Source organism: Ruegeria lacuscaerulensis (assembly GCF_013031245.1).
In the GTDB taxonomy this organism is placed as follows: domain Bacteria; phylum Pseudomonadota; class Alphaproteobacteria; order Rhodobacterales; family Rhodobacteraceae; genus Ruegeria; species Ruegeria lacuscaerulensis_C.
Map to the genome: position 1 here is coordinate 66,534 of NZ_WPZL01000007.1, position 23,637 is coordinate 90,170.

Annotated in this window: 25 protein-coding genes; 19 read left to right on the top strand and 6 right to left on the bottom strand. The window is 59.3% G+C overall.

Annotation, left to right across the window (positions count from 1 at the left end):
* The first annotated feature begins 21 nt into the window (after positions 1 to 21).
* The 10 genes from GOX66_RS11370 to smpB all read left to right on the top strand — a co-directional run bounded on the left by GOX66_RS11370 (position 22) and on the right by smpB (position 8,160).
* On the top strand, positions 22 to 1,389 hold the full coding sequence (locus GOX66_RS11370) for an MFS transporter (RefSeq protein WP_170762680.1): 1,368 nt from the start codon (positions 22 to 24) through the stop codon (positions 1,387 to 1,389).
* Complete coding sequence (mepA, locus tag GOX66_RS11375) at positions 1,386 to 2,249, top strand: penicillin-insensitive murein endopeptidase (protein ID WP_170762682.1); 864 nt, start codon at positions 1,386 to 1,388, stop codon at positions 2,247 to 2,249. The genes GOX66_RS11370 and mepA overlap by 4 nt, the downstream gene beginning before the upstream one ends.
* Entirely contained in the window at positions 2,222 to 3,106 is an 885-nt protein-coding gene (locus GOX66_RS11380; protein WP_170762684.1) for an esterase-like activity of phytase family protein, read from the top strand. The genes mepA and GOX66_RS11380 overlap by 28 nt, the downstream gene beginning before the upstream one ends.
* Before the next feature lie 91 nt (positions 3,107 to 3,197).
* Positions 3,198 to 3,842: a queuosine precursor transporter gene (locus GOX66_RS11385; protein ID WP_170762686.1), complete on the top strand. Its 645-nt coding sequence runs from the start codon at positions 3,198 to 3,200 to the stop codon at positions 3,840 to 3,842.
* A gap of 262 nt (positions 3,843 to 4,104) precedes the next feature.
* The gene (arfB, locus tag GOX66_RS11390) at positions 4,105 to 4,524 is read left to right on the top strand and encodes an alternative ribosome rescue aminoacyl-tRNA hydrolase ArfB (protein WP_170762688.1); all 420 of its coding nucleotides are present in this window, start codon (positions 4,105 to 4,107) and stop codon (positions 4,522 to 4,524) included.
* A gap of 60 nt (positions 4,525 to 4,584) precedes the next feature.
* Positions 4,585 to 5,331, top strand: coding sequence for an SDR family oxidoreductase (locus GOX66_RS11395; RefSeq protein WP_170762690.1), 747 nt, complete (start codon positions 4,585 to 4,587; stop codon positions 5,329 to 5,331).
* Positions 5,332 to 5,340: 9 nt separating this feature from the next.
* Positions 5,341 to 6,357, top strand: coding sequence for a P1 family peptidase (locus GOX66_RS11400; protein ID WP_170762692.1), 1,017 nt, complete (start codon positions 5,341 to 5,343; stop codon positions 6,355 to 6,357).
* Between the two features lie 114 nt (positions 6,358 to 6,471).
* Positions 6,472 to 6,885, top strand: coding sequence for a c-type cytochrome (locus GOX66_RS11405; RefSeq protein WP_170762693.1), 414 nt, complete (start codon positions 6,472 to 6,474; stop codon positions 6,883 to 6,885).
* Positions 6,886 to 7,093: 208 nt separating this feature from the next.
* Entirely contained in the window at positions 7,094 to 7,636 is a 543-nt protein-coding gene (idi, locus tag GOX66_RS11410) for an isopentenyl-diphosphate Delta-isomerase (RefSeq protein ID WP_170762695.1), read from the top strand.
* Positions 7,637 to 7,683: 47 nt separating this feature from the next.
* Positions 7,684 to 8,160 carry an SsrA-binding protein SmpB gene (smpB, locus tag GOX66_RS11415; protein ID WP_170762697.1) on the top strand — a complete coding sequence of 159 codons (477 nt, stop codon included), beginning with the start codon at positions 7,684 to 7,686 and terminating at the stop codon, positions 8,158 to 8,160.
* 13 nt (positions 8,161 to 8,173) lie between these two features.
* Here smpB and glpK read toward each other — a convergent pair whose 3' ends face one another.
* The 3 genes from glpK to panB all read right to left on the bottom strand — a co-directional run bounded on the left by glpK (position 8,174) and on the right by panB (position 11,397).
* The gene (gene glpK / locus GOX66_RS11420) at positions 8,174 to 9,652 is read right to left on the bottom strand and encodes a glycerol kinase GlpK (protein WP_170762699.1); all 1,479 of its coding nucleotides are present in this window, start codon (positions 9,650 to 9,652) and stop codon (positions 8,174 to 8,176) included.
* A gap of 66 nt (positions 9,653 to 9,718) precedes the next feature.
* Positions 9,719 to 10,561, bottom strand: coding sequence for a pantoate--beta-alanine ligase (gene panC, locus GOX66_RS11425; protein ID WP_170762702.1), 843 nt, complete (start codon positions 10,559 to 10,561; stop codon positions 9,719 to 9,721).
* Positions 10,558 to 11,397 carry a 3-methyl-2-oxobutanoate hydroxymethyltransferase gene (panB, locus tag GOX66_RS11430; protein WP_170762704.1) on the bottom strand — a complete coding sequence of 280 codons (840 nt, stop codon included), beginning with the start codon at positions 11,395 to 11,397 and terminating at the stop codon, positions 10,558 to 10,560. Before panB ends, panC begins: the two co-directional genes overlap by 4 nt.
* Positions 11,398 to 11,567: 170 nt before the next feature.
* Here panB and GOX66_RS11435 point away from each other — a divergent pair, with 170 nt between their 5' ends.
* From GOX66_RS11435 to GOX66_RS11460, 6 genes are all read left to right on the top strand, one after another.
* Positions 11,568 to 13,055 carry an ABC transporter substrate-binding protein gene (locus tag GOX66_RS11435; RefSeq protein WP_170762706.1) on the top strand — a complete coding sequence of 496 codons (1,488 nt, stop codon included), beginning with the start codon at positions 11,568 to 11,570 and terminating at the stop codon, positions 13,053 to 13,055.
* 133 nt (positions 13,056 to 13,188) lie between these two features.
* Complete coding sequence (locus GOX66_RS11440) at positions 13,189 to 14,187, top strand: ligand-gated ion channel (protein ID WP_336509466.1); 999 nt, start codon at positions 13,189 to 13,191, stop codon at positions 14,185 to 14,187.
* 40 nt (positions 14,188 to 14,227) lie between these two features.
* A complete protein-coding gene (locus GOX66_RS11445) occupies positions 14,228 to 15,175 on the top strand; it encodes an ABC transporter permease (RefSeq protein WP_170762710.1) in 948 nt (315 codons plus the stop codon).
* On the top strand, positions 15,172 to 15,987 hold the full coding sequence (locus GOX66_RS11450) for an ABC transporter permease (protein WP_170762712.1): 816 nt from the start codon (positions 15,172 to 15,174) through the stop codon (positions 15,985 to 15,987). The genes GOX66_RS11445 and GOX66_RS11450 overlap by 4 nt, the downstream gene beginning before the upstream one ends.
* Positions 15,984 to 17,582: an ABC transporter ATP-binding protein gene (locus GOX66_RS11455; RefSeq protein ID WP_170762713.1), complete on the top strand. Its 1,599-nt coding sequence runs from the start codon at positions 15,984 to 15,986 to the stop codon at positions 17,580 to 17,582. The genes GOX66_RS11450 and GOX66_RS11455 overlap by 4 nt, the downstream gene beginning before the upstream one ends.
* A 33-nt stretch (positions 17,583 to 17,615) precedes the next feature.
* Positions 17,616 to 19,067: an aldehyde dehydrogenase family protein gene (locus GOX66_RS11460; protein WP_170762714.1), complete on the top strand. Its 1,452-nt coding sequence runs from the start codon at positions 17,616 to 17,618 to the stop codon at positions 19,065 to 19,067.
* Between the two features lie 3 nt (positions 19,068 to 19,070).
* Here GOX66_RS11460 and pncB read toward each other — a convergent pair whose 3' ends face one another.
* Complete coding sequence (pncB, locus tag GOX66_RS11465; protein WP_170762715.1) at positions 19,071 to 20,363, bottom strand: nicotinate phosphoribosyltransferase; 1,293 nt, start codon at positions 20,361 to 20,363, stop codon at positions 19,071 to 19,073.
* Between the two features lie 165 nt (positions 20,364 to 20,528).
* Between pncB and GOX66_RS11470 the strand changes: the two genes are divergently transcribed.
* Positions 20,529 to 21,053: a hypothetical protein gene (locus tag GOX66_RS11470; protein WP_170762716.1), complete on the top strand. Its 525-nt coding sequence runs from the start codon at positions 20,529 to 20,531 to the stop codon at positions 21,051 to 21,053.
* Here the strand turns inward: GOX66_RS11470 and pncA are convergent.
* The gene (pncA, locus tag GOX66_RS11475) at positions 21,050 to 21,643 is read right to left on the bottom strand and encodes a bifunctional nicotinamidase/pyrazinamidase (protein WP_170762717.1); all 594 of its coding nucleotides are present in this window, start codon (positions 21,641 to 21,643) and stop codon (positions 21,050 to 21,052) included. The genes GOX66_RS11470 and pncA overlap by 4 nt on opposite strands.
* 96 nt (positions 21,644 to 21,739) lie before the next feature.
* Between pncA and trhO the strand changes: the two genes are divergently transcribed.
* Both trhO and GOX66_RS11485 read left to right on the top strand, forming a co-directional pair.
* The gene (gene trhO / locus GOX66_RS11480) at positions 21,740 to 22,645 is read left to right on the top strand and encodes an oxygen-dependent tRNA uridine(34) hydroxylase TrhO (RefSeq protein WP_170762718.1); all 906 of its coding nucleotides are present in this window, start codon (positions 21,740 to 21,742) and stop codon (positions 22,643 to 22,645) included.
* Between the two features lie 76 nt (positions 22,646 to 22,721).
* Positions 22,722 to 23,225, top strand: coding sequence for a potassium channel family protein (locus GOX66_RS11485; RefSeq protein WP_170762719.1), 504 nt, complete (start codon positions 22,722 to 22,724; stop codon positions 23,223 to 23,225).
* A gap of 13 nt (positions 23,226 to 23,238) precedes the next feature.
* Here the strand turns inward: GOX66_RS11485 and GOX66_RS11490 are convergent, their stop codons facing one another.
* Positions 23,239 to 23,568, bottom strand: coding sequence for a hypothetical protein (locus tag GOX66_RS11490; protein ID WP_170762721.1), 330 nt, complete (start codon positions 23,566 to 23,568; stop codon positions 23,239 to 23,241).
* Positions 23,569 to 23,637 lie beyond the last annotated feature (69 nt).

A 23,637-nucleotide genomic window follows, 5' to 3' on the forward strand; every position in this document is an offset into this window, starting at 1 on the left:
CAACAATAAACAGGGGCAGTTATGGCAGAAATTTCCAAGCGCAAGCGCATCTGGGGCTGGTGGTTTTTCGATTGGGCCAGCCAGCCCTATCATTCGCTTTTGGTCACCTTTGTTTTTGGCCCCTATTTCGCCGGCGTCGCGGCGGGGTATTACACCAATTCCGGGATGGATGCGCAGGCTGCGGCCGCGCAGGCGCAGACGGTCTGGGCGCATTGCCTGACAATCACAGGGTTGATCATTGCTTTCGGCGCGCCGCTACTGGGTGCAATGGCGGATGTGTCGGGCCGCCGCATTCCGTGGATTTTCGCTTTTTCGGTGATGTACGCGGTGGGCTCGGCAGCGCTGTGGTACACGTTGCCGGATGGGTCGAACATGTGGCTGATGCTGTCGGCCTTTGGTCTGGGCTTTGTCGGCGCGGAATACGCGCTGATCTTCATCAACTCGCAGCTGCCCGACCTGGGCGACGACAACGAAGTCGGCGAGATTTCGGGGTCAGGGTTCGCGTTCGGGTATTTCGGTGGCCTGATCTCTCTGGCGATCATGCTGCTGCTGTTTGTGGAGCAGCCCAATGGCAAGACACTGATCGGGATGCAGCCCGCTTTTGGTCTGGATGCCGCAAGCCGCGAAGGTACCCGCTTTGTCGGGCCGTTCACCGCTGCGTGGTTCATTCTGTTCATGGTGCCGTATTTCCTGTGGGTGCGGGATGATCCGGACAGCGACAAAACGGGCAGTTTCAGCGAGGCGCTGAGCCTGCTGGCCAAGTCGGTGTCGGACCTGCGCCATCGGGTTAGTCTGGCGACCTATTTGGGTTCATCCATGTTTTACCGCGACGCGCTGAACGGGCTTTACAGTTTCGGCGGTGTTTATGCGCGTCTGGTGCTCGAGTGGGATCTGATAAAGATCGGCGTTTTCGGGATTGTCAGTGTTCTGGCCTCGGCCATCTTTGCATGGATCGGCGGCAAGATGGACAAGAAATACGGCCCTAAACCGGTGATTTTGGTGGCGATCTGGATTTTGATCTTCGTCTGCGTCACCGTCGTTTCGATGGACCGCACGCAAATCTATGGCATCAGCCTGCCCGACGGGTCTGGTCTGCCCGACTTGGTGTTCTTTGGTTGCGGCGTCCTGATTGGCGGTATGGGCGGCATCCTGCAATCGGCCAGCCGTTCGATGATGGTGCGCCACACGGACCCCAATGCGCCGGTCGAGAGCTTTGGCCTTTACGGCCTGTCGGGCCGCGCCACCGCCTTTGCCGCGCCTTTGTTGATCGGCGTTGCGACCACTGTGACCGGCAATGCGCGACTGGGGGTGTCACCGATCATTCTGTTGTTTATTCTGGGTCTATTCCTGATGCGCTGGGTGAAACCGGAAGGGGATCAGAGCAGATGATTTTACTACGTTTTTTGGCAATTCTGGCCACGATCACACTGGCAGGCACGGCGGGGGCGCAACCCCTGGCCAAGCAGTTGTTCGGGGCGCAAAAACAAAACTCACAGCAAAAAGCAGCGGCTTTCGGCAGTTATTCGCGCGGATGCGCGGCGGGGTCAGTGCAACTGCCAGAGACGGGGCCGACATGGCAGGCGATGCGCCTGTCGCGGAACCGCAACTGGGGCCATCCCGATGCAATCGACTATGTGCAGGACCTCAGCCGGTTCGCGGCGAAACAACCGGGATGGAACGGTCTCTATATCGGGGATATCAGTCAGCCACGGGGCGGGCCGATGACCTCAGGCCATCGCAGTCACCAGTTGGGTCTGGACATTGATGTCTGGATGCTGCCCGGCAACAACCTGCGGTTGAGTCGGAAGGCGCGCGAGAATATCTCGTCTATCTCCTTGCGCCGTGCCAACGGGGCTTTTGTGAACGGCAACTGGAGCAAACAGCACCACGCAGTGCTGCGCGAGGCTGCGAAGGACAAACGCGTGGCGCGGATTTTCGTCTTTCCCGGTGCAAAGGTACAGATGTGCAATGATGAGAAAGGCAACCGCGCGTATCTGCGCAAGATCAGACCCTGGTGGGGGCATCATTACCATTTTCATGTTCGTCTGAGATGTCCCAGAGGATCACGTGGATGTGTCAATCAGGACCCGCCGCCCAAAGGTGACGGCTGTGCCGAGGCGCAACAATGGGTGAATAACATCCTCAACCCGCCGCCACCCGATCCGAATGCACCGCCACCCAAGAAACGCCGGGAATACCGTCTGGCCGATTTGCCTCAGCAATGCACCGCAGTCTTGCAGTCCAACTGATTGCGACGCTTTTGCTGGCCGGTTCGGTCGGGGCTGTCGAAGTCAAGAAAGCAACTCAGTTGGGTAGCTTCATCTGGAGGCACAGCGCTGGCTGGTTCGGCGGGTTTTCGGCGCTTCATATCTCGGAAGACGGCCGTCTGATGGTCGCTCTCAGCGACCGTTCCAAACTTTTGGCGGCGCAGATTGATCGGGATGGGGACCAGATAACCGGAATAGAAATTCTCGACCGCTGGCGGGTCTTGTCAAGCACAGGAGGCGCTCTGCCCGGATATACGGGCGATTCCGAAGGGATCGCCATCGACCAGGACGGAAGCTACTATATCTCCTTCGAACGCGTCCATCGCGTGGCGTTTTATTCCGGACCTGGCAGCAAGGCGCGCGTCCTACCGCGCCCCAAGGCGTTTGATGGGCTGGACCACAATGGATCCTTTGAAGGGTTGGCTATCGACGATAAGGGGCGGCTATATACTCTGACTGAAAAGAACCGCACCGCCGATGGAAACATCCCGGTCTATCGTTGGGATGGGCGGGCATGGGCGACGCCATTTGTTCTGCAGCAACGGGGCAGGTTCCTTCCGGTTGCCGCTGATTTTGGTCCCGATGGTCGTCTTTATGTTCTGGAACGGAAGCTGTCCCTGATCGGGTTCCGCTCACGCCTGCGGCGGTGGCAGATCGACGGGGATGTTCCAGGCGCAGAGGAGATCCTGCTTGAAACCGGAACCGGGACGCATGACAACCTCGAAGGTCTGTCGGTCTGGCGAGACACGCAGGGGCGATTGCGCGCCACGATGATCTCGGATGACAATTTTCTGGCCCTGCAACGCACTGAGCTGGTCGAATATCTGCTGCCCGATTGACTCGATCCGGTCAAAAGTCTAGAAGCGCGGCTTGCCTCGGGACGGTCCCTTGGCCAAGTCGCCGCTACCTTGTCAAAACGGGCATCAGAAAATGCAACGCGCTTATATACCCGGCATTATTGCCATGGCCGCCATCGTTGTGGCCTCGAACATTCTGGTTCAGTTCCTGATTTTTGATGGGCTGCTGACCTGGGGTGCCTTTACCTATCCGCTGGCCTTTCTGGTCACCGACATCATGAACCGCGTCTATGGCGTGGCCACGGCCCGCAAGGTGGTATTTGCCGGGTTTGTCACCGGTGTCATCTGTTCGCTGATCGGCAGTCAGATCATGCTGCAAGGTGACGGGTTCACCTATGCCGCGGTGCCGCTACGGATCGCCGTTGCCTCGGGAACTGCCTTTCTGATCGCGCAGCTGACCGATGTCACCGTGTTTAATTCGCTGCGCGGCGGCCGCTGGTGGCGCGCGCCGCTGGTCTCGACGCTGATCGGGTCGGCGCTGGACACCGCACTGTTTTTCACCATTGCCTTCTCGGCCTCGGTTACTTTCTTTGGCGCCAATGCCGACACGGCGATCAACTGGGCGTGGGAGCCCGTGCCCTTCATGTTAACCGGTCCAATGGCACCGCTCTGGGTGACGCTCGCGTTTGCGGATTGGCTGGTGAAATTGTCGCTGGCGCTAATCGCGCTGATCCCGTTCAAGGTGATCGTTGCGCGGTTGACCGCTCAGCCTGCGTAAAAAAACGCTTTGAGAATGGCACAACTTGTGTCAGGCTCATAGTTAACCGCAACAGATAGAAAAGGAGGTGATCCAGTGTCGAGAAAGAGATTGGAGAGAGGTGTCGGAACAACCGGGGGGAAAACCTGCTGAGGCAGCCCTTGGCGGAGCGCTCGCTCCGGCTGGTCGATTGATCTAACCGACCCGACCTCCTGAACTTTCGAAGGGCCGTCCCGCCGGGGCGGCCCTTTTTGTTTCTGCAACCGGCCTGTAAGGTTTGCTCATGTTGCGCATCAATGACGATATCACTCTGCAGGACTGGGAAATGACCGAGAGCTTTGTCCGCTCGTCCGGTCCTGGCGGGCAGAACGTCAACAAGGTCTCGACCGCCGTCGAGTTGCGGTTCGAGGCAGCGCGCTCACCCTCTCTGCCGGAACCGGTCAAGACACGGCTCAAACGGCTGGCCGGGCGGCGCTGGACCAAAGAGGGCGCGATCATCATTCAGTGTGAAGAGACCCGGTCGCAGGCCCGCAACCGCGAGATTGCGCGGTACCGTTTGGCCGAACTGATCGCCCGCGCGCTTGTCAAACCCAAGCGACGCATTGGCACCAAGCCCACCTATGGCTCGGTCAAGCGGCGGTTGGCGGCGAAAAAGGCGCGGTCTGATGTGAAAGCATTGCGCGGCAAGGTTTCCGAAGATTGAACTGGTAACTTCGTGAGTCGTTGCTACTCTGCCACCCACAGGCGACAGAGAGGCAAAGCCATGAGGTTGGAGGGAAAAACCGCGATTGTGACTGGTGGTGCTTCTGGGTTCGGAGCAGGCATCGCGCAGAAATTCATAACCGAAGGCGCTCGGGTGATGGTCGCCGACATCAATGGGGATGCCGCGCTTGAGACGGCTGCGTCTCTGGGTGCCCAAGCCATTGCCCAGCAGGTTGATGTCGCCGATGGAGCATCGGTTCAGACAATGGCAGAGGCGGCAAATGACCGGTTCGGGCAGCTGGACATTCTGGTGAACAATGCCGGGGTGACGCATCTGCCGACACCGCTGGAGGATGTCACCGAGGAGGATTTCGACCGGGTTTTCAACGTGAACATGAAGTCCGTCTACCTGACCGCCCGCGCCTTTGTGCCCGCCATGAAAGCGCGTGGTGCGGGGGCGATCCTGAATGTGGCCTCGACGGCCGGGCTGTCCCCGCGCCCGAACCTGAACTGGTACAATGCCTCAAAGGGCTGGATGATCACCGCGACCAAGACGATGGCGGTGGAACTCGCGCCGTCTGGCGTGCGCGTGAATGCGATCTGTCCGGTGGCGGGGGAAACGCCATTGCTGAAATCCTTTATGGGGGAAGATACGCCGGAGATTCGTGCCAAATTCCTGTCGACCATCCCGCTGGGCCGTTTTTCCACGCCCGAGGACATGGCCAACGCCGCCTGTTTCCTGTGTTCCGATGAGGCGAGCATGATCACCGGCACGGCCCTCGAAGTTGATGGCGGCCGCTGCATCTGAGGAGCAAGTATGACGCCCGGACCCAGAAATCTGATCACCGACGTGCCCGGCCTGAAGGTCGGAAACGCGCAGGACGCAGCGCTGAAATCCGGTACCACCGTTCTGACAGCGGATGAGGCTTTTACCGCCTCGGTCCATGTGATGGGCGGCGCACCGGGTACGCGGGAAACCGATCTGCTGGCCCCGGACAAAACCGTCACGCAGGTTGACGCCATTGTGCTGTCGGGCGGGTCGGCCTTTGGCCTGGATGCGTGTTCCGGCGTATCGGATGCGCTGCGTTTTCGGGGGCGGGGGTATCCGGTGGGCGATACCGTGGTGCCTATTGTTCCCGGTGCGATCCTGTTTGACCTGTTGAACGGTGGTGACAAAGGCTGGACGGATAATCCCTACCGGGCCTTTGGGCAGGCTGCATTTGAAACGGCCTCTGAGGATTTTGCGCTGGGCACAGCTGGCGCTGGTACCGGGGCTTTGGCGGCGATGCACAAGGGCGGGCTGGGGTCGGCCTCGCTGGTGCTCGACAATGGCGTCACGGTCGGCGCACTGGTAGCGGCCAATCCGCTTGGCAGCGTCACCACACCCGGAGACCGTCATTTCTGGGCCGCGCCTTTCGAGATTGGCGACGAATTTGGCGGGTTAGGGCCTGATTCCCGCGCCGGTCTGGGTCACCCTCCGGTCAGTCGCAAGGCGCAGGCCATGCGGCCTGCCGAACCGGGCAAGACCAACACCACCATCGCCATTGTCGCCACTGACGCTGCGCTGTCCAAACCGCAATGCCAGCGGCTGGCCGTGGCCGCGCATGATGGCATTGCCCGTGCCGTCCTGCCGGCCCACACGCCGGGCGACGGCGATCTGGTGTTTGGTGTCAGCACTGGCGCGACGCCACTGCCACAAGAGGCAGAGCTGAGCCTGTTGGGGCACGCGGCGTCGCTGTGCCTTGCGCGGGCCATTGCGCGGGCGATATATCTGGCGACGCCTGCGGCAGGCGACCTTTTGCCATGTTGGTCAAAGCTACATGACTTAAGTTAAGGACGACCCATATGTCGCAGTGGCACAGTGGCATCGCGCGGCAATCTGCGCGTTGACTCTTTTCCGCACCGAGGTTCCTTTCGGTGCAGCCAATTCGTATCGGAGCTAAAAGCTATGAATCGCATCCTCGCTACCGCAATCGTCGGCCTTCTAGCCGTACCCGTATATGCCGAAGGTGACGCCGAAGCCGGCAAGAAAACCTTTAACAAATGCAAGTCCTGTCACCAGATCGCCGGCCCTGACGGCGAGGCAATCGTCAAAGGTGGCAAGACCGGTCCGAACCTCTATGGCATCGCAGGTCGCACCGCGGGCACTGTCGACGGGTTCAAGTATGGCGACAGCATCGTCGCCGCTGGTGAAAATGGTCTGGTCTGGGATGAGGCGGCTTTTGTCGAGTACGCTCAGGATCCCAAGACCTTCCTGAAAACCTATCTGGATGACACCGCCGCCAAGTCCAAGATGACCTTCAAGCTGAAGAAGGGCGGCGAAGACGTCTATGCCTATATCGTCAGCGTGTCGGGCGAATAACGCCTGAAACCGGACAATCTGTAAGACTACGAAAGGCCGCAGCCCCTGCGGCCTTTCGTGCGATTGATAACAGGATGGATCAGCGCCAACTTGGGGGTGCGCGGTTCATCATGCTTTGCAAGTGTGATTTCGCAACGCCAAGCCGATCCGGCCGCAGCCAGTTCCTTTTATTCCGCCGGACCGGCGGATCGGCAGCAGGAGACAACAGATGGGAATCATGATCCCGGCCTGGGTTGATGGCGAATTGACCCCCGTGGACAAGCTTGAGGCGCATGAAAAAGGCCTGCGGCACAAGGCGGTGTCGGTTTTTGTCGTACGTGGAACCGAGATTTTGCTGCAGCGCCGGGCCTTGGGCAAATACCACACGCCGGGTTTGTGGGCGAATACCTGCTGCACCCATCCGGACTGGGGCGAAACACCTTCTGAATGCGCGGTGCGCCGTCTGCGGGAAGAACTGGGAATCACCGGCCTCTATCCCGAATACCGCCACCGGCTGGAGTATCATGCCGATGTCGGCAACAACATGATCGAACACGAAGTGGTCGATGTGTTTCTGGCTCATGCCCGCGGACCGCTGAAGATCGATCCTAATCCGGATGAAGTTATGGATATTCGCTGGATTGACTACCATGATCTGCTGGCCGAAGTACAGCGGCACCCCACCCGGTTTACACCATGGCTCAAGATATATCTGCACAACCATGCAGACACGATTTTCGGTCCTGATCTGATCATCTCGGCCAAGTCCTGACCGCTTCGGCTTGCAAGGACCGCACAAGACGCCTAAATCAACGCGTCATGGCCAAGCAAAAGACAGACCCGAATTACAAAGTCATCGCCGAAAACCGGCGCGCGCGCTTCGATTACGCAATCGAGGACGATCTCGAGTGCGGCATCATGCTGGAAGGGTCCGAGGTCAAATCCCTGCGCGCAGGTGGCTCGAACATCGCAGACAGTTACGCTTCGGTCGATGACGGAGAGCTGTGGTTGGTCAACAGCTATATCGCGCCTTACGAGCAGGCCAAGGTGTTCAAGCACGAAGAACGCCGCCGTCGCAAGTTGCTGGTCTCGCGCAAGGAACTGTCGAACCTGTGGAACGCGACCCAGCGCAAAGGCATGACACTGGTGCCGCTGGTTCTGTATTTCAACCACAAAGGCATGGCCAAGATCAAAATCGGCATTGCCAAGGGTAAGAAAACCCATGACAAGCGCGAAACCCAGGCCAAGCGGGACTGGTCACGTCAGAAACAGCGGCTGATGAAGGATCACAGCTGATCCTTCAATAGGTTCAGAATGCCATCGCTGCGGAAACGGCCCGTTGCCAGCGGGCATAGGCTGCATCGCGCTTTTCCACGGACAGTTCGGGTTCAAAGCGGCGGTCCAGCGCCCAGGTTTCTGCAAATCCCTGTTGGTCCGGGTAAACGCCCGCCCGCATGCCCGCCAGCCAGGCCGCGCCCAAAGCAGTGGTTTCCTGCATCACCGGGCGGTCGACCTCGGCCCCCAGATAGTCCGACAACCCCTGCATCGCCCAGTCCGAGGCGCTGGCGCCGCCGTCCACCCGTAGAGTGACATTGATATCCGCGCCCCAATCGCCCTGCATGGCGTGCCACAGGTCGCGCGTCTGATAAGCGATGCTTTCTAGCGTGGCCCTGGCAAACTCGGCGCGGCCCGAGTTCCGCGTCAGACCGAACACCGCGCCCCGACAGTCCGGTTTCCAATAGGGCGCGCCGAGGCCTGTAAAGGCAGGCACCAGCACCACGTGCTGTGTCGGGTCGGCCTGCTGCGCCAGCTCACCACTCTCGGGGGCCGAGTCGATGATCTCCAGCGCATCCCGCAGCCATTGTACGGCGGCCCCGGCCACAAATATCGAGCCTTCCAGCGCGTAAATCCGCTTGCCGTCCAGCTGATAGGCAATCGTCGTCAGCAGGCGGTTCTTCGACTCAACCGGTTTGTCGCCAGTGTTCAGAAGCGCGAAACAGCCGGTGCCATAGGTTGATTTCATCATGCCGGGTTGGAAGCAGGCCTGCCCGATGGTGGCGGCCTGCTGATCTCCGGCCACGCCCAGAATCGGGATATCACCCCCAAATAGAGTCGTATTTCCGAAGTCCGAGGCACAATCATGCACCTCGGGCAGCATGTTCAGGGGCACGTCCAGCAGATCGCAGATCTCCGCGCTCCACTCGCCTTTGTGGATGTTGAACAGTAGCGTACGCGCGGCGTTGGTGGCGTCGGTGGCATGGCTGCGCCCCTCAGTAAGACGCCAGATCAGAAAGCAGTCGATGGTGCCGAACATCAGCTCTCCGACCTCGGCCCGTTCCCGTGCGCCCGGGACGGTGTCAAGCAGCCACTTGACCTTGGTGCCTGAGAAATAGGGGTCCAGCAGCAGCCCGGTCTGGGTGGTCACGTCATCCTCGCACCCCGCCTGTTTGTAGCGGGCACAAATCTCGGCGGTGCGACGGTCCTGCCAGACGATGGCGTTGTGGATCGGCTTGCCGGTTGTGCGGTCCCAGACCACGGTGGTTTCGCGCTGGTTGGTGATGCCGATGCCCGCGATCTGATCCGCGCTTACGCCGGTGGTTTCCATCACCTCGCGGCAGACTCGCAGGACGCTGTCCCAGATCTCCTCGGCGTCGTGCTCGACCCACCCTTCCTGCGGGAAGTGCTGGGTGAATTCATGCTGCGCGGTACCTGCGCGCTGCATGTCCTCATCGAACAAAATAGCCCGCGACGATGTGGTGCCCTGATCAATGGCCAGAATATAGGTCATGCCTGCGCCCTTCCCGATTGGTTTTGCAGGACTTTAGCGCAAACAATGACAAACGGGAAAGAGCGTTCAGACGGGAATGTTGTCGATCAGGCGCACGCCGTCCACCCAGGTCGCCGCAAACAGCCGTGCGGGGCGTGAGGCGTGGGTCAGCGGCTCCAGCGTTTCGGCGCAGCGCAGTTGCACGTATTCAACCTGTGTGAAACCTGCAGCCAGCAGATCGGTCTCGGCTTGTGCCGCCAGCGGATCGAACTGCGCGCCGTCTTTCAACGCCTCGACCAGTTCCCGCATGATCCGGTTTTTGTTCGCGGCAACTTCCAGCCCTTCGGGCGACAGGAGCAGATTGCGCGAGGACATGGCCAGGCCCGAGGGCTCGCGCACCGTGGGGCAGCCGATCACCTCAATCGGAATGTCCAGGTCACGCGCCATGCGGCGGACGATCATCAGCTGCTGATAGTCCTTTTCCCCGAAATAGGCCCGATCCGCCTGCGTTTGCAGAAACAGTTTTGCGACCACCGTGGCGACGCCATCGAAATGGCCGGGGCGGAACTCACCCTCCATCACATTGGTCAGGCCCGCGACTGAAACGGTGGTGGCAAAGCCTTGCGGATAGATCTCGTCGGGCTCGGGCACGTAGATCGCGTCGACGCCGAAGGGGGCCAGTTTCTGAGCGTCCTCGTTTTCAGTGCGGGGATATTTGGCAAGATCTTCGGGGTTGTTGAACTGTTTGGGGTTTACAAAGATCGTCACAATTACCCGGTCGGTGTCCGCCTTGGCGGCCTCGACCAGCGACAGATGCCCTCTATGCAGCGCGCCCATTGTCGGGACAACGCCGATCGTCTCGCCTTTGCTGCGCCATTCGGCGGTCAGCGCGCGCAATTCACTCAGGCGGCGCAAGATCGGGGCGGTCATGTTTTGGATCCTTTGGACGGGGCCTGATCGGAAAAGACGTGTTCATCCGCGGGGAAGGTGCGGGCGCGAACCTCGGCAGCATATTCGGCGATGGCGGCCTCGGCCTGTGGGCCAAGCTCGGCATAGCGTTTGACGAATTTCGGTTTGAAGGCGGTGAAAAAGCCCACCATGTCATCCACCACCAGAATCTGCCCGTCACACCCGGCCGAGGCACCAATGCCGATGGTGGGGATCGCAACCTCGGTGGTGATGCGGTCGGCCAGAACCTGCGGAACCTTCTCTAACACGACGGAAAACGCACCAGCTTCGGACACGGCATGGGCGTCGGCCAGCACCGCTGTGGCCTGCTCATCGCGGCCCTGCACCTTGTAGCCGCCCAGCGTGTTGATCGACTGCGGCGTCAGGCCGATATGTGCCATCACGGGAATGCCACGTTTGACCAGAAAACGGATGGTCTCGGCCATTTCGACACCGCCTTCCAGTTTGACCGCACCCGCGCCGGTGTCCGCCATCAGTCGGGCAGCGTTGCGGAAAGCTTCTGCAGGGTCGTGCTCATAGCTGGCAAAGGGCATGTCGATGACCATCATTGCCTTGCTCAGACCGCGCGCGACGGCCTGGCCGTGCAGGATCATCATCTCCATTGTCACCCCAAGGGTCGATTCCAGCCCATGCAACACCATACCCACGCTGTCGCCCACCAGAACGAAATCGCAATGGTCGTCCATCAGCCGTGCCATTGGGGTGGTATAGGCCGTCAGGCTGACCAGAGGCTCACCCCCTTTTCGGGCGCGAATATCCTCGGCGTTCGGGGCTTTTTTGCGGGCGGTGGCGCTCATGCTCGCTCCTGCGGTGGCTATGTTGCAGTGCGGCATAGCAGATTGCGTAAGGTTATAGAAACCCCGGTTGCGCGAACATTCCCTTGATTGACCCGAGGTTTAAAGGGACATTGTTCACAGAAACGCCTGAAAAACAGCGGGTTCAAAAGATTCACCGGGGAGAGATTTTTATGACAAAGCAGATGTTTCGGTCCTTTGCATCGGCGCTGGCGCTGGGGGTCAGCGTCTTTGCCACGCAGGCTCTGGCCAAATCCGATATCACAATTGCGATGCAGCTCGAGCCGCCGCATCTGGACCCGACCAGCGCGGCAGCGCAGGCCATCGATTCGGTGGTATACACCAATATATTTGAAGGTCTGACCCGTTTCATGGGGGATGGATCAGTTGTTCCCGGGCTGGCCGAAAGCTGGGAAATCTCGGAAGACGGCACGGTCTACACCTTCAAACTGCGCGATGGCGTGACCTTCCATGATGGCACACCAATGGATGCTGAGGACGTCAAGTTCAGTCTTGATCGCGCCATGGCCCCGGACAGTGCCAATGCTCAGAAAGCTTTGTTTGCCGGAATCGCAAGCGTCGAGGTTGTCGATCCCCTGACCGTCAAGGTCACCCTGTCCGAGCCCAACGGCAATTTCCTGTTCAACATGGCGTGGGGTGACGCGGTGATCGTCGCGCCCGAGAGCATTGAGAATATCAAGACCAATCCTGTCGGCACCGGTGCCTTTACCTTTGGTGAATGGGTGCAGGGGGACAGCATCACCCTGAACAGAAATCCTGACTATTGGGGCGACCAGCCCGCGCTGGAAACGGCCACGTTCAAGTTCATCTCGGACCCGACCGCCGCCTTTGCCGCGATGATGGCCGAAGATGTGGACGTATTCGACAATTTCCCGGCGCCGGAAAACCTGCCTCAGTTCGAGGCCGATCCGCGCTTTCAGGTGCTTGTCGGCACGACCGAAGGCGAGACCATACTGTCCACCAACAACAAGAAGCCTCCGTTCGACGATATTCAGGTTCGAGAGGCCATGGCCCATGCCATAGACCGTCAGGCCATTATCGACGGGGCGATGTTCGGATATGGCACGCCCATCGGCACCCATTTCGCGCCGCATAACCCGGCCTATGTCGATCTGACCGGCAATTCGGCCTATGACCCGAAGAAGGCCGCCAAACTGCTGGCGGATGCCGGTTATGAGGAAGGGTTCGAAACTACCCTGCATCTGCCGCCGCCGTCCTATGCCCGACGTGGAGGTGAGATCGTGGCCGCCCAACTGGCCGAGGTCGGAATCAAGGCCGAGATCATCAACGTCGAATGGGCGCAATGGCTGGAATCGGTCTTCAAAGGCAAGGATTACGGCCTGACCATTGTCAGCCATACCGAACCGATGGATATCGGTATCTACGCGCGACCGGATTACTATTTCCAGTATGACAGTCTTGACGCCCAGACACTGATGGACACGCTGAACGCAACCACCGACCCCGAGGAACGCACCAAACTATTGGGTGAAATGCAGCGGTTGATCGCCACCGACTTTGTCAATGGCTACCTGTTTCAGTTGGCCAAACTGGGCGTCGCAAAGGCCGGTGTCCAGGGCCTTTGGGAAAATGCGCCGACAGCGGCAATCGACCTGACCCAGATCAACTGGTCCGAATAACCAGACACCGGGGCTGCGGATCGTGGCCCCGGCAATCTTCTGTTTCCGTTCTTGATTGACTATGACCTTGTTCCGCGTTCTTTGCCTTTTTGTATTCGCCATCTGCCTGACGTCAGCACCTGCCGGAAAGGCTGTGGCGCAGAACGTTCTAGACGGACGGATGCATGCCTTGGCCGGTACGCCAGAGAACCCTCTGGACGTGGGTATCGGTATCAAGATCGACCAGATCACCAGCGTCGATCAGAAGGCTGAGAACTATGGTGCTGTTGTTGTGTTGCGCGTTGAATGGACCGACCCGTTGCTGGCCTTTGACGCCAAGGAACTGGGGCGCGAGATCCGGGTCTTCAACCCTCCGGCACTGGCGGACCATGCGGCTGAAGTCGGGGCTGTGGTGCCGGCTTTTGTCATTCACAACCAGCAGTCCAACAAGTGGATACACGAATCCGCAGCCTCTCTTCGACAAGACGGAAGCGTCGTCTATGTCGAGAAATCTTCGCTGACATTACAGGCGCCGCATTTCGATTTTCGGAAATACCCGTTCGATACGCAGGAATTCCATTTTGACGTCGCGTCGATCTTTCCGACCGAATACGTGTCCTACTATCCGTTAGAGGAATTCTCTGGCCTCGGCGACCTGCTGGGCGAAGAAGAATGGATTTTGGACAATGCGCGGGTAGAGGCTTCTAAGGTCATCGGAATATCCGGCCGGGAAAGCGATCAGGTTGCGCTGATTTTTGAAGGCAACCGGCACCTGACTTACTATGTCATTCGGGTGTTCCTGCCGATGCTGGTTCTGATCACCGTTGGCTGGGCGCTGTTTTTCCTCGATGAATACCGCAGACGGATTGAGATTGCTGGTGGCAATCTACTGGTTTTCGTGGCTTTCAACTGGGCCATATCCGCAGACTTGCCGAAACTGGGTTATTTGACGTTTCTGGATTTCGTTCTTCAGTGCATGTTCCTGATGACCGGGGCTCTGATCGTGTTCAACGTCGCCCTGCGCAAACTGAAAGTTGCGGGGCGAGAGGAAGGTGCCAGAAAACTGGACAATTATGCGATCAAGTGGATCTACCCTCTGGGCTATGCGGCAATCGTTGGCTACGCGATATTTGCCTACCTTCTGGTGCCTTAGGTGCTGGACCCGTGCGACATGCGCCCCTAACGTTGCCGCAATGCTTCGCTATGCTCTAAAACGCCTGATTTCACTTTTGGTCAGCCTCGCGGTCGCCTCGGCGGTCATCTTTGCGGTGATCGAAGTTGCACCGGGTGATCCTGCATCGTTCATGCTGGGCGTGAATGCGCAAGAGGATACGCTGGCTGCGCTACGGGCCGAGCTTGGTTTGGACGTCTCCAAAGTGCAGCGGTACTTCGACTGGGTCGGGGGTATGCTGGCCGGGGATTTCGGCACCTCTTACACCTATCGCACGCCGGTGTCGCAGATGATCTCGGACCGGCTATGGGTGTCGCTGCCATTGGCGCTATATGCGCTGACCCTGTCCACCCTGATCGCCTTTCCCGCCGGGATTTATGCGGCTGCGCGCAGAGGCAAGGCGGGTGACCTGACGGTGATGGGGGCCACACAACTGGGCATCGCGGTGCCCAATTTCTGGTTCGCCATGATGCTGGTGCTGGTTTTCGCCATCAATCTGCGCTGGTTCAACGCCGGCGGGTTTGCGGGTTGGGACAAAGGGTTCTGGACCGGACTGCATTCGCTGACCCTTCCCGCAATTGCGCTGGCCTTGCCGCAGGCGGCCATACTGGCGCGGGTCATGCGGTCGTCTCTGCTGGATATTCTGGGCGAGGATTTCATGCGCACTGCCCGCGCCAAGGGGCTGTCGCGCCGTCAGGCGCTGTGGCGGCACGGGGTGCGCAACGCGCTTATCCCGGTGCTGACCATCATTGGGCTGCAGTTTTCCTTCCTGCTGGCCGGGTCGATCATCATCGAACAGGTCTTCTACCTGCCTGGCCTCGGGCGGCTGGTGTTCCAGGCTATATCGGCCCGTGATCTGATCGTGGTTGAGTCGGTGGTCATGCTGTTGGTCTTCGCGGTGATCACCGTGAATTTCCTCGTTGATCTGGCCTACGCCGCCGTTGACCCAAGGCTGAGGAGCCGGACATGAGCCGGAACCTGATCCTTGGCGCGGTTTTGTCTTCGCTGGTTCTTTTGGCAGCGCTGATCTCATTCGTCTGGACGCCCTACGATTACGCTGCGTTGAACATCCCGGACAAACTGCAATCACCCAACACGCAACATTGGTTTGGCACGGATCATTTCGGACGGGACATGTTCTCGATGATCATGGTGGGCGCGCGGACGTCCATAGCCGTGGCGCTGGTGGCTGTGGGCATTGGCATGGCGCTGGGTGTACCGCTGGGCCTGACGGCGGCGGCGCGCAAGGGCTCGTGGCTGGACGAAGTCATAATGCGCGGCAACGATCTGGTATTTGCCTTCCCCTCGCTTGTCATCGCCATCCTGATCACCGCCGTTTTCGGCGCCGGGGCCATCAACGCGATCATCGCCATCGGTATCTTCAACATCCCCGTCTTCGCCCGCATCACCCGCGGCGCGGCGCTGTCTTTGTGGGAGCGGGAATTCATCCTCGCCGCCCGTGTCTCGGGTAAGGGTGCGGCGCGGATCTCGGCCGAGCACATCCTGCCCAATGTCGCCAATTTACTGATTGTGCAGGGGACCATTCAGTTCAGCCTGGGCATTCTGGCCGAGGCTGGTTTGTCTTACGTTGGTCTAGGCGCACAGCCACCCACGCCTAGCTGGGGCCGGATGTTGGCGGATGCGCAGACAATGGTCAGTTTTGCCCCGCATTTGGCTCTGATTCCGGGGTTGGCGATCATCGTCACGGTGTTGGGGCTGAACCTGCTGGGCGACGGGCTGCGCGATTGGCTGGATCCTCGAATCCGGGTGGCGCGCGCATGAACCTGTTGCAAATCGACGACCTCTCGCTGTCAATCCACGGTTCGGACATCCTGAAACAGATCAGCCTGTCCATTGAGCCCGGTGAGATTGTGGCCGTAACGGGCGAAAGCGGATCAGGTAAGTCGATGACCGCGCTGGCCGTTATGCAGTTGCTGCCGCACGGGGCCGTGGCTGAAGGCACAATCCGGTTGGAGGGGCAGGACCTTCTGAACCGCCCCGAGGATGAAATGTGTGCCCTGCGCGGCGCGTCGATTGGTATGGTGTTTCAGGAGCCAATGACCGCTCTAAACCCTGTCAAAACCGTAGGCGATCAGGTGATGGAGACGATCCTGGTCCACAAGGCCATGCCACGCGCGCAAGCCCGGGAACGCGCGCAAGAGGTACTGAGACGCGTTGGTCTGCCCGCCGACCGCTTTCCGCTGTCGCGCTTTCCGCATGAGCTGTCCGGCGGTCAGCGTCAGCGGGTGGTGATCGCTATGGCCATCGCGCTGCGGCCCAAATTACTAATCGCGGATGAGCCGACAACGGCGTTGGACGTCACCACGCAGGCGCAGATTCTTGACCTGCTCAAGGGGCTTGTCCGTGAATTTGGCATGGGGCTGCTGATGATCACCCATGATCTGGCAGTGGTGGCGGACATGGCCGACCAGATCGTGGTGATGCGCCATGGCGAAGTGGTTGAGAGTGGTGCAACCAACCATCTGCTGCGAAACATGCAGCACCCCTATACGCGTATGCTGTTCGAAGCGTCGGGCCATCAGGTGACGTTGCCCGCCTCCGTGAAACCGCATCCGTTGCTTGAGGTGACCAATGTGGTCCGCGATTACCGCCAGCCCCGAAAACGCCTGTTTGAGGCACCAGGTCATTATCGCGCCGTGAACAATGTCAGTTTTACCCTCAATCGGGGTGAACGACTGGGATTGGTGGGTGAGTCCGGTTGCGGAAAATCGACCCTAACTAGGGCTATTTTGGGGCTTGAGGATGTGCAGGGGGGCGATATCCGTCTGGACGGCCAACCTGTTTTCTCGGGGCACTCGCCCGATCTGGCCGTGCGCCGCAAAATGCAGGTGGTGTTTCAGGATCCCTATGGCAGCTTCAATCCCCGCCACCGGGTTGCGCGCCTGATCACCGAACCGTTCCACCTGCTGGAAACCCCACCCACCGGGTCGGGCCGTCAGGACCGGATTGCCGAGATGCTGAGTGCCGTTGGCCTGAGCCCCGATGATGCGGGTAAATACATCCACGAATTCTCGGGTGGGCAGCGACAGCGGATCGCCATTGCCCGTGCCCTGATCATTCGCCCGGAACTGATCTTGTTCGATGAGGCCGTCTCGGCGCTTGATGTGTCGGTCCGGGCGCAGATTCTGGACCTGTTGGCCGAGCTTTGCGCCGCCTATGATTTGACCTATCTGTTCATCAGCCACGATCTGAGCGTTGTGCGCACGATCACCGACAGGGTGATGGTGATGCAGGCCGGTCAAATCGTCGAGCAGGGCGCAACCGAGCAGGTCTTTTCCGAGCCGCGGCACCCCTATACCCGAACCCTGATCGAAGCGGCCCCGACCCTGCCGGATATCGGTGAGAATGTAGCATGAATCACCCTAATTAGAGACTAAACGGAGGCTCACATGTCCAACCCTCTTTGGTTCGATTCAAGTTTGTGTCTGATCGGTGGCGCATGGGTCAGCCCAGTGTCACAGGCGACATTGCCGCTGATTGACCCCTCGGACGGGTCGGAAATATGCGTGATTGCGCGCGGAACAGCAGGGGATATCGACGCCGCAGTACAGGCGGCCCGGTCCGCGTTGGACGGGGACTGGGGGCGCAAGACCGCGCTGGAACGCGGTCGTATCCTGACTCGGCTGGGTCAGTTGGTGCTGGAACGCGTGGATGATCTGGCGCGGCTCGAGGCGATGGATGTGGGTAAACCGCTGACGCAGGCGCGGGCGGATGCCGTCGCGCTGGCGCGGTACTGCGAGTTTTACGGCGGTGCGGCGGACAAGGTGATGGGAGAGACCATTCCCTATCTGGACGGCTACACTGTCTATACCCTGCGCGAACCGCATGGCGTAACGGGCCATATCGTGCCGTGGAATTACCCGATGCAGATCATCGGCCGGTCGGTTGGTGCGGCGCTGGCGATGGGCAATGCCTGCGTGCTGAAACCGGCGGAAGAGGCCTGTCTGACCGCGCTCGCCTTTGCCCATCTGGCACAACAGGCTGGTTTGCCGGCCGGGGCGCTGAACGTTGTGACTGGGCTGGGGGCCGAGGCCGGGGCCGCCCTGTCCGGGCATCCGGGCGTGAACCATATCTCGTTCACCGGGTCGGTCGCCACAGGCGCGCTGGTGCAGCAGGCGGCTGGGCGCAATGTGGTGCCGGTGACGCTGGAACTGGGCGGAAAGTCTCCGCAACTGGTTTTTGATGATGCCGATCTGGACGCCGCCCTGCCGTTTCTGGTGAATGCAGGCATTCAGAACGCCGGTCAGACCTGTTCGGCCTCATCCCGCATTCTGGTGCAGCGCGGTGTATATGAGCAGGTCAAAACGCGGATGGCAGCGGCCTATGCCGACCTTACGGTTGGTCCCGCGCAAGAGGATTTGCTGGTTGGACCCCTGATTTCGGCCCGACAAAAGGATATTGTGTCCGGGTTTCTTGCGAAAGGTGCCGATCTCAATATCGCGGGGCAAGGGCGCATCGTCGATCACGCACCGGCTGACGGCGCCTATGTTCAGCCGACCCTGTTCGCCGACGTCTCGCCCGATCACGTTCTAGCAAAAGACGAGATTTTCGGACCGGTTCAGGTTCTGATCCCCTTCGACACCGAGGATGAGGCGGTACAGATCGCCAATGACACCGAGTATGGTCTGGTCGCCAGCATCTGGACTCGCGATGGGGCCCGGCAGATGCGACTGGCGAAACGGTTGCGCTCCGGTCAGGTGTTCATCAACAATTACGGCGCGGGCGGTGGCGTGGAACTGCCCTTTGGAGGGGTTGGAAAATCCGGTCATGGTCGCGAAAAGGGATTCGAGGCGCTGTATGGGTTTTCACAGGTGAAAACTGTCGCAGCCCACCATGGTTAGAGCCTACACAATCACCTTGATCGCCTCTTGCGCGCCGACGCCAAAGACACGTTTGTAGCGCTCGATCTCGTCCTTTGGTCCCATCGCCTTTTCCGGGTTGTCCGACAGTTTCACGGTTGGGCGGCCATTGGCCGATACCGCCTTGCAGACCAGCGAGAACGGCGCCAGCGCGTCATTCGGGACAAGACCGCGAAAATCATTGGTCAACAGCGTTCCCCAGCCGAAGGACACATTGGTCCGGTCAGAATACTGGCTGTGAAGCTCACGGATTTTGTCGACATCCAAGCCGTCCGAGAAGATTACGCGTTTCTCGGTCGGGTCCTCGCCACGCGACTCCCACCATTTGATGGCCGTTTCAGCCCCGGTCGCCGGGTCGCCGCTGTCGACGCGAATACCCGTCCACCCGGCCAGCCAATCCGGGGCGTTGTCCAGAAACCCCTGCGTGCCGTATGTATCGGGAAGGATGATGCGCAGATTGCCGTCATGTTCATCGTGCCAGTCGCTCAGCACGTCATAAGGGGCCTGTGCCAGATCCTCATCCGTATCGGCCAGCGCAGAATAGACCATGGGCAATTCATGGGCGTTGGTGCCGATGGCTTCGACCTCGCGCCGCATGGCGATCAGGCAGTTCGAGGTGCCGGTAAACGCCGGGCCCAACCCCTCGATCATGGCCTGTACGCACCAGTCCTGCCACAAAAAGGAATGCCGCCGCCGCGTGCCGAAATCCGCGATACCAAGCCCGTCTATGTCGCGCAGTTGCTCTATCTTTTCCCAAACGCGGGTCATGGCACGGGCATAAAGAACCTGTAATTCGAACCGGCGCATGCCATTCAGAACCGCCCGCGAGCGCAGTTCCATCAACACGGCCAGCGCCGGGATTTCCCACAGCATGACCTCGTGCCATTTGCCTTCGAAAGTCAGTTCGTATTGATCGCCGTTGCGTTCTAGGTGATAGGGCGGCAGTCGCAGGTTTTCGAACCACTCCATGAAATCCGAACGGAACATTTGCCGTTTGCCATAGAACATATTGCCCCGCAGCCAGGTGCTTTCACCCCGGCTGAGGCTGAGCGATCGTATATGATCCAGATGTTCGCGCAGCTCGCCTTCGTCAATCAAATCAGCCAGTGGAATGTGATTCGAACGGTTGATCAGTGAAAAAACCACGTCCGTTTGGGGCTTATTTCGAAACACTGACTGGCACATCAGCAGTTTGTAGAAGTCTGTGTCGATCAAAGACCGGACAATCGGGTCAATCTTCCATTTATGATTGTACACGCGTGTCGCAATATCGACCATGGGGAACTCCTGCGATTTCCGTTGTTAGATCAATAGGTGCGTGGAATGGCAAGAGTCGCTAGAATGAAGACAATGCCAAGGTGAGGCCATAAAGCGAGCATATTGTGTGATCTTTTCACCGTTTAGTGGAAAGAAGGAGTTGGAAGAACAAGGTTAAGTCAGTGAATGGTTCTCGAGTACGACTTTGATATTGTAACGATTGAGGCCGGTGAAACCGATCCGAAATCTGCGACGTCCGGGGACAGGACGGTACGTGCTTTGTTCCGCGATGACCGGGCTGTTGAGGCCTTGCGGCAGACCTCCCCAAAAATTCGCTGGATATTCGAGGATGCCGGGTTTGGTCTGGAACCGATCGATAGCAATGTTGCACACGGGTACTACCGTCCACGGGACGCGGCTGACCGGGAACGCATCCTGCGCGCGCTGTTTGCCAATATCAGGGACATGGGCGTAAGGGGCGAGATTCCCGGAGAATTCGACCTCTGGCAGTTTCTCGATGATGTAAAGACAGCCCGCCCCATTGCGGAAGAGGCCCGCGAAGTTTCACCTTCGACACAAATGCCGCAGTACTCTGCCGCGTCCAAGCCGAAAAGGCGCTCGATTCAAGGGCGTATCGGGCTTGCGCTTGGACTGGCCGTCATTGTTATCGCCATTCTCAGATATCTGGCGGCGGCGGGGTCAACGCCCTAGATCAGGGTTACGCCGGCAGCGCGCATAGCCAGTTCAGCCGAGGCCAGAGATTCGTCCAGATCAATGGCCCGACACGCGTCCATCCGAACCGTTACGTCAAATCCAAGACGCGCTGCGTCAACGGCAGAGAAATGGACGCAAAAATCCGTCGCAAGCCCGACCAGCGTCAATTTCCTGATCCCGCGGGTCTTCAGGTACCCTTCCAGCCCTGTGGGTGTGGTCTGGTCGTTTTCAAAAAAGGCGGAATAGCTGTCGATTGCACTGCGGAAACCTTTGCGGATGATCAGATCGCCATCTATGCGCAGGCCGGAATGGAATGCTGCGCCATTGGTTCCCTGCACGCAGTGATCCGGCCACAGCACTTGGGGGCCGTAAGGCATCTCGGTCATGTCATAGGGGCTTTTGCCGGCATGAGAGCTGGCGAAGGAAGAATGCCCGGCCGGATGCCAATCCTGAGTCAGGATCACGGCGTCGAAATCCTGCATCATTGCGTTGATCGGGTCGACGACCTCGTCCCCTCCGGGCACGGCCAGCGCGCCGCCGGGGCAGAAATCGTTCTGGACGTCGATTACAAGCAGGGCATGGGTCATCGGGGTCTCCTACGCTTGTTTTATCGGTACGGGGCAGGGGGGCGGTCGTCAATCCGATCCCTTGCGACTCCGCCACTGCAGGTTTAGATCGCGTGCATGTATACGATCGCTGCCCTTTATCACTTCACCCGTTTCGCCGATCACGCTGCCCTGCGCGAGCCGCTGCTGGAGCTATGTCGCGCGCAATCGGTCAAGGGGACGCTCTTGCTGGCGCAAGAGGGGATCAACGGCACCATCGCCGGACCCCGTGCCGGGATCGACGCCGTTCTGGCCCATATCCGCGCCTTGCCCGGCTGCGCCGATCTGGACTGGAAAGGGGCGACATCGGACCATCCGCCGTTTGGCAAGATGAAGGTCCGCCTGAAGAAAGAGATCGTGACAATGGGTCAGCCGGATATCGACCCGCGCACCCGTGTTGGCAATTATGTCGAACCCGAGCAGTGGAACGATCTGATCCGCTCGGACGATGTGGTGGTAATCGACACGCGCAACGACTACGAGGTGGCGATTGGCACGTTTGAGGGTGCAATAGACCCTGAAACGGCCAGTTTCCGCGATTTCCCGGCGTGGTGGGAAGATAACAAAGAACGGTTCCACAACAAGCGTGTCGCCATGTTCTGCACTGGCGGTATCCGCTGCGAGAAATCCACCAATTATTTGCTGGGGCAGGGCGTCGAGGACGTCTACCATCTGAAGGGTGGCATTCTGCGGTACCTCGAAGAGATGCCGGCTGAAGACAGCACTTGGCAGGGCGAGTGCTTCGTCTTCGACAACCGCGTTTCGGTCGGGCATGGGCTGGTCGAAGGCCCGCATAACCTGTGTCACGGCTGCCGCCGTCCGATTCTGCCCGAGGATATGAAACGGCCGGAATACGAGCATGGCGTGTCCTGCCATCAGTGTATCAGTGAGACATCTGAGGCTGACAAAGCCCGGTTCCGTGAACGTCAGAAACAGATCCTTCTGGCACGTCAGCGCGGGTCCGAACATCTGGGGACGAATTAGGCCGTTCCGCAATTTTGGTTGCGGGATCACGCAGGAAACTGGATGATCCGTTTCATATCAGCGTGTTGGAGGCTCAATGACCCGCGGACCCACTGCTCTGAACGAATGGAAGTCGACCCTGCTGGCTACCGCCGGGATGGTCATTGCCAGTTTTTTCGCGTGGTTCGGTTTGTCACGCCTCAGCGAAGCCACTGCGGGCGACACCATCGGAACGATGGCCGCTGTCGGTCTGGTGGTCTGGATCGTGTCGCAATCCTGGTTCTACATGACTCAGGTAAGGTCCCCGCGCAGGCTTTTGTTCCTGATGGGTGTGTCTTTCATTCAGGTGGTGCCGTTTCTGTTCGCCGCTGTGTATGGCGCGTTCGGATATAACGACCTGTGCGTTGTCGGTGCGCATGGTCCGGCTGATATCCTGTATTTTTCCTATGTCACATTCACCACTGTCGGTTATGGCGACATGGCCCCAATCGGTCTGTGCCGTGGACTGGCCGTGGCCGAGGCTGTGACGGGATATATCCTGCTGGGCATGTTTGTTGCTGCCGCGGTGGCCCTATACGCCCGAACCCACAGCCATCAGTGACTCCGGTTCTGGGTTATTTGTTCTGGTCGATCCAGTGCGACATCTTCTGTTTGTCACGGAAACACTCGGTTGGAATCGGACGGCGTTTGCTACGCGAAATCCGTTCGGCAAAGGCGACCTGTTTGCCGGTTGGGTAATTGGCAAATGGCGATGGATCATCTGGTTTATGCGTTGAAATCCACGCCGACATGGACCGGCGATCCCGCTGGGCCTCAACAGGGATTTCCAATGCGGACTGCTGCGCGATGGCACGGGCATAGCGCATCTGCCGGTCGGTGACAGGCAGCAGGTGATAGTCGTTTGAAGGGCCGCTCAGGGCGGAATTTCGCGTGTGATGGGCCATCGGGAGTTCCTCTGACTATGTAGAACATAAGTGGAACATTAACCTTTCATTTCAAGAGGGGGTCAACAG

Coding starts and splice junctions, on each gene's coding strand:
- GOX66_RS11370 (WP_170762680.1), top strand. CDS start 22: ATGGCAGAAATTTCCAAGCGCAAGCGCATCTGGGGCTGGTGGTTTTTC.
- mepA (WP_170762682.1), top strand. CDS start 1,386: ATGATTTTACTACGTTTTTTGGCAATTCTGGCCACGATCACACTGGCA.
- GOX66_RS11380 (WP_170762684.1), top strand. CDS start 2,222: ATGCACCGCAGTCTTGCAGTCCAACTGATTGCGACGCTTTTGCTGGCC.
- GOX66_RS11385 (WP_170762686.1), top strand. CDS start 3,198: ATGCAACGCGCTTATATACCCGGCATTATTGCCATGGCCGCCATCGTT.
- arfB (WP_170762688.1), top strand. CDS start 4,105: ATGTTGCGCATCAATGACGATATCACTCTGCAGGACTGGGAAATGACC.
- GOX66_RS11395 (WP_170762690.1), top strand. CDS start 4,585: ATGAGGTTGGAGGGAAAAACCGCGATTGTGACTGGTGGTGCTTCTGGG.
- GOX66_RS11400 (WP_170762692.1), top strand. CDS start 5,341: ATGACGCCCGGACCCAGAAATCTGATCACCGACGTGCCCGGCCTGAAG.
- GOX66_RS11405 (WP_170762693.1), top strand. CDS start 6,472: ATGAATCGCATCCTCGCTACCGCAATCGTCGGCCTTCTAGCCGTACCC.
- idi (WP_170762695.1), top strand. CDS start 7,094: ATGGGAATCATGATCCCGGCCTGGGTTGATGGCGAATTGACCCCCGTG.
- smpB (WP_170762697.1), top strand. CDS start 7,684: ATGGCCAAGCAAAAGACAGACCCGAATTACAAAGTCATCGCCGAAAAC.
- glpK (WP_170762699.1), bottom strand. CDS start 9,652: ATGACCTATATTCTGGCCATTGATCAGGGCACCACATCGTCGCGGGCT.
- panC (WP_170762702.1), bottom strand. CDS start 10,561: ATGACCGCCCCGATCTTGCGCCGCCTGAGTGAATTGCGCGCGCTGACC.
- panB (WP_170762704.1), bottom strand. CDS start 11,397: ATGAGCGCCACCGCCCGCAAAAAAGCCCCGAACGCCGAGGATATTCGC.
- GOX66_RS11435 (WP_170762706.1), top strand. CDS start 11,568: ATGACAAAGCAGATGTTTCGGTCCTTTGCATCGGCGCTGGCGCTGGGG.
- GOX66_RS11445 (WP_170762710.1), top strand. CDS start 14,228: ATGCTTCGCTATGCTCTAAAACGCCTGATTTCACTTTTGGTCAGCCTC.
- GOX66_RS11450 (WP_170762712.1), top strand. CDS start 15,172: ATGAGCCGGAACCTGATCCTTGGCGCGGTTTTGTCTTCGCTGGTTCTT.
- GOX66_RS11455 (WP_170762713.1), top strand. CDS start 15,984: ATGAACCTGTTGCAAATCGACGACCTCTCGCTGTCAATCCACGGTTCG.
- GOX66_RS11460 (WP_170762714.1), top strand. CDS start 17,616: ATGTCCAACCCTCTTTGGTTCGATTCAAGTTTGTGTCTGATCGGTGGC.
- pncB (WP_170762715.1), bottom strand. CDS start 20,363: ATGGTCGATATTGCGACACGCGTGTACAATCATAAATGGAAGATTGAC.
- GOX66_RS11470 (WP_170762716.1), top strand. CDS start 20,529: ATGGTTCTCGAGTACGACTTTGATATTGTAACGATTGAGGCCGGTGAA.
- pncA (WP_170762717.1), bottom strand. CDS start 21,643: ATGACCCATGCCCTGCTTGTAATCGACGTCCAGAACGATTTCTGCCCC.
- trhO (WP_170762718.1), top strand. CDS start 21,740: ATGTATACGATCGCTGCCCTTTATCACTTCACCCGTTTCGCCGATCAC.
- GOX66_RS11485 (WP_170762719.1), top strand. CDS start 22,722: ATGACCCGCGGACCCACTGCTCTGAACGAATGGAAGTCGACCCTGCTG.
- GOX66_RS11490 (WP_170762721.1), bottom strand. CDS start 23,568: ATGGCCCATCACACGCGAAATTCCGCCCTGAGCGGCCCTTCAAACGAC.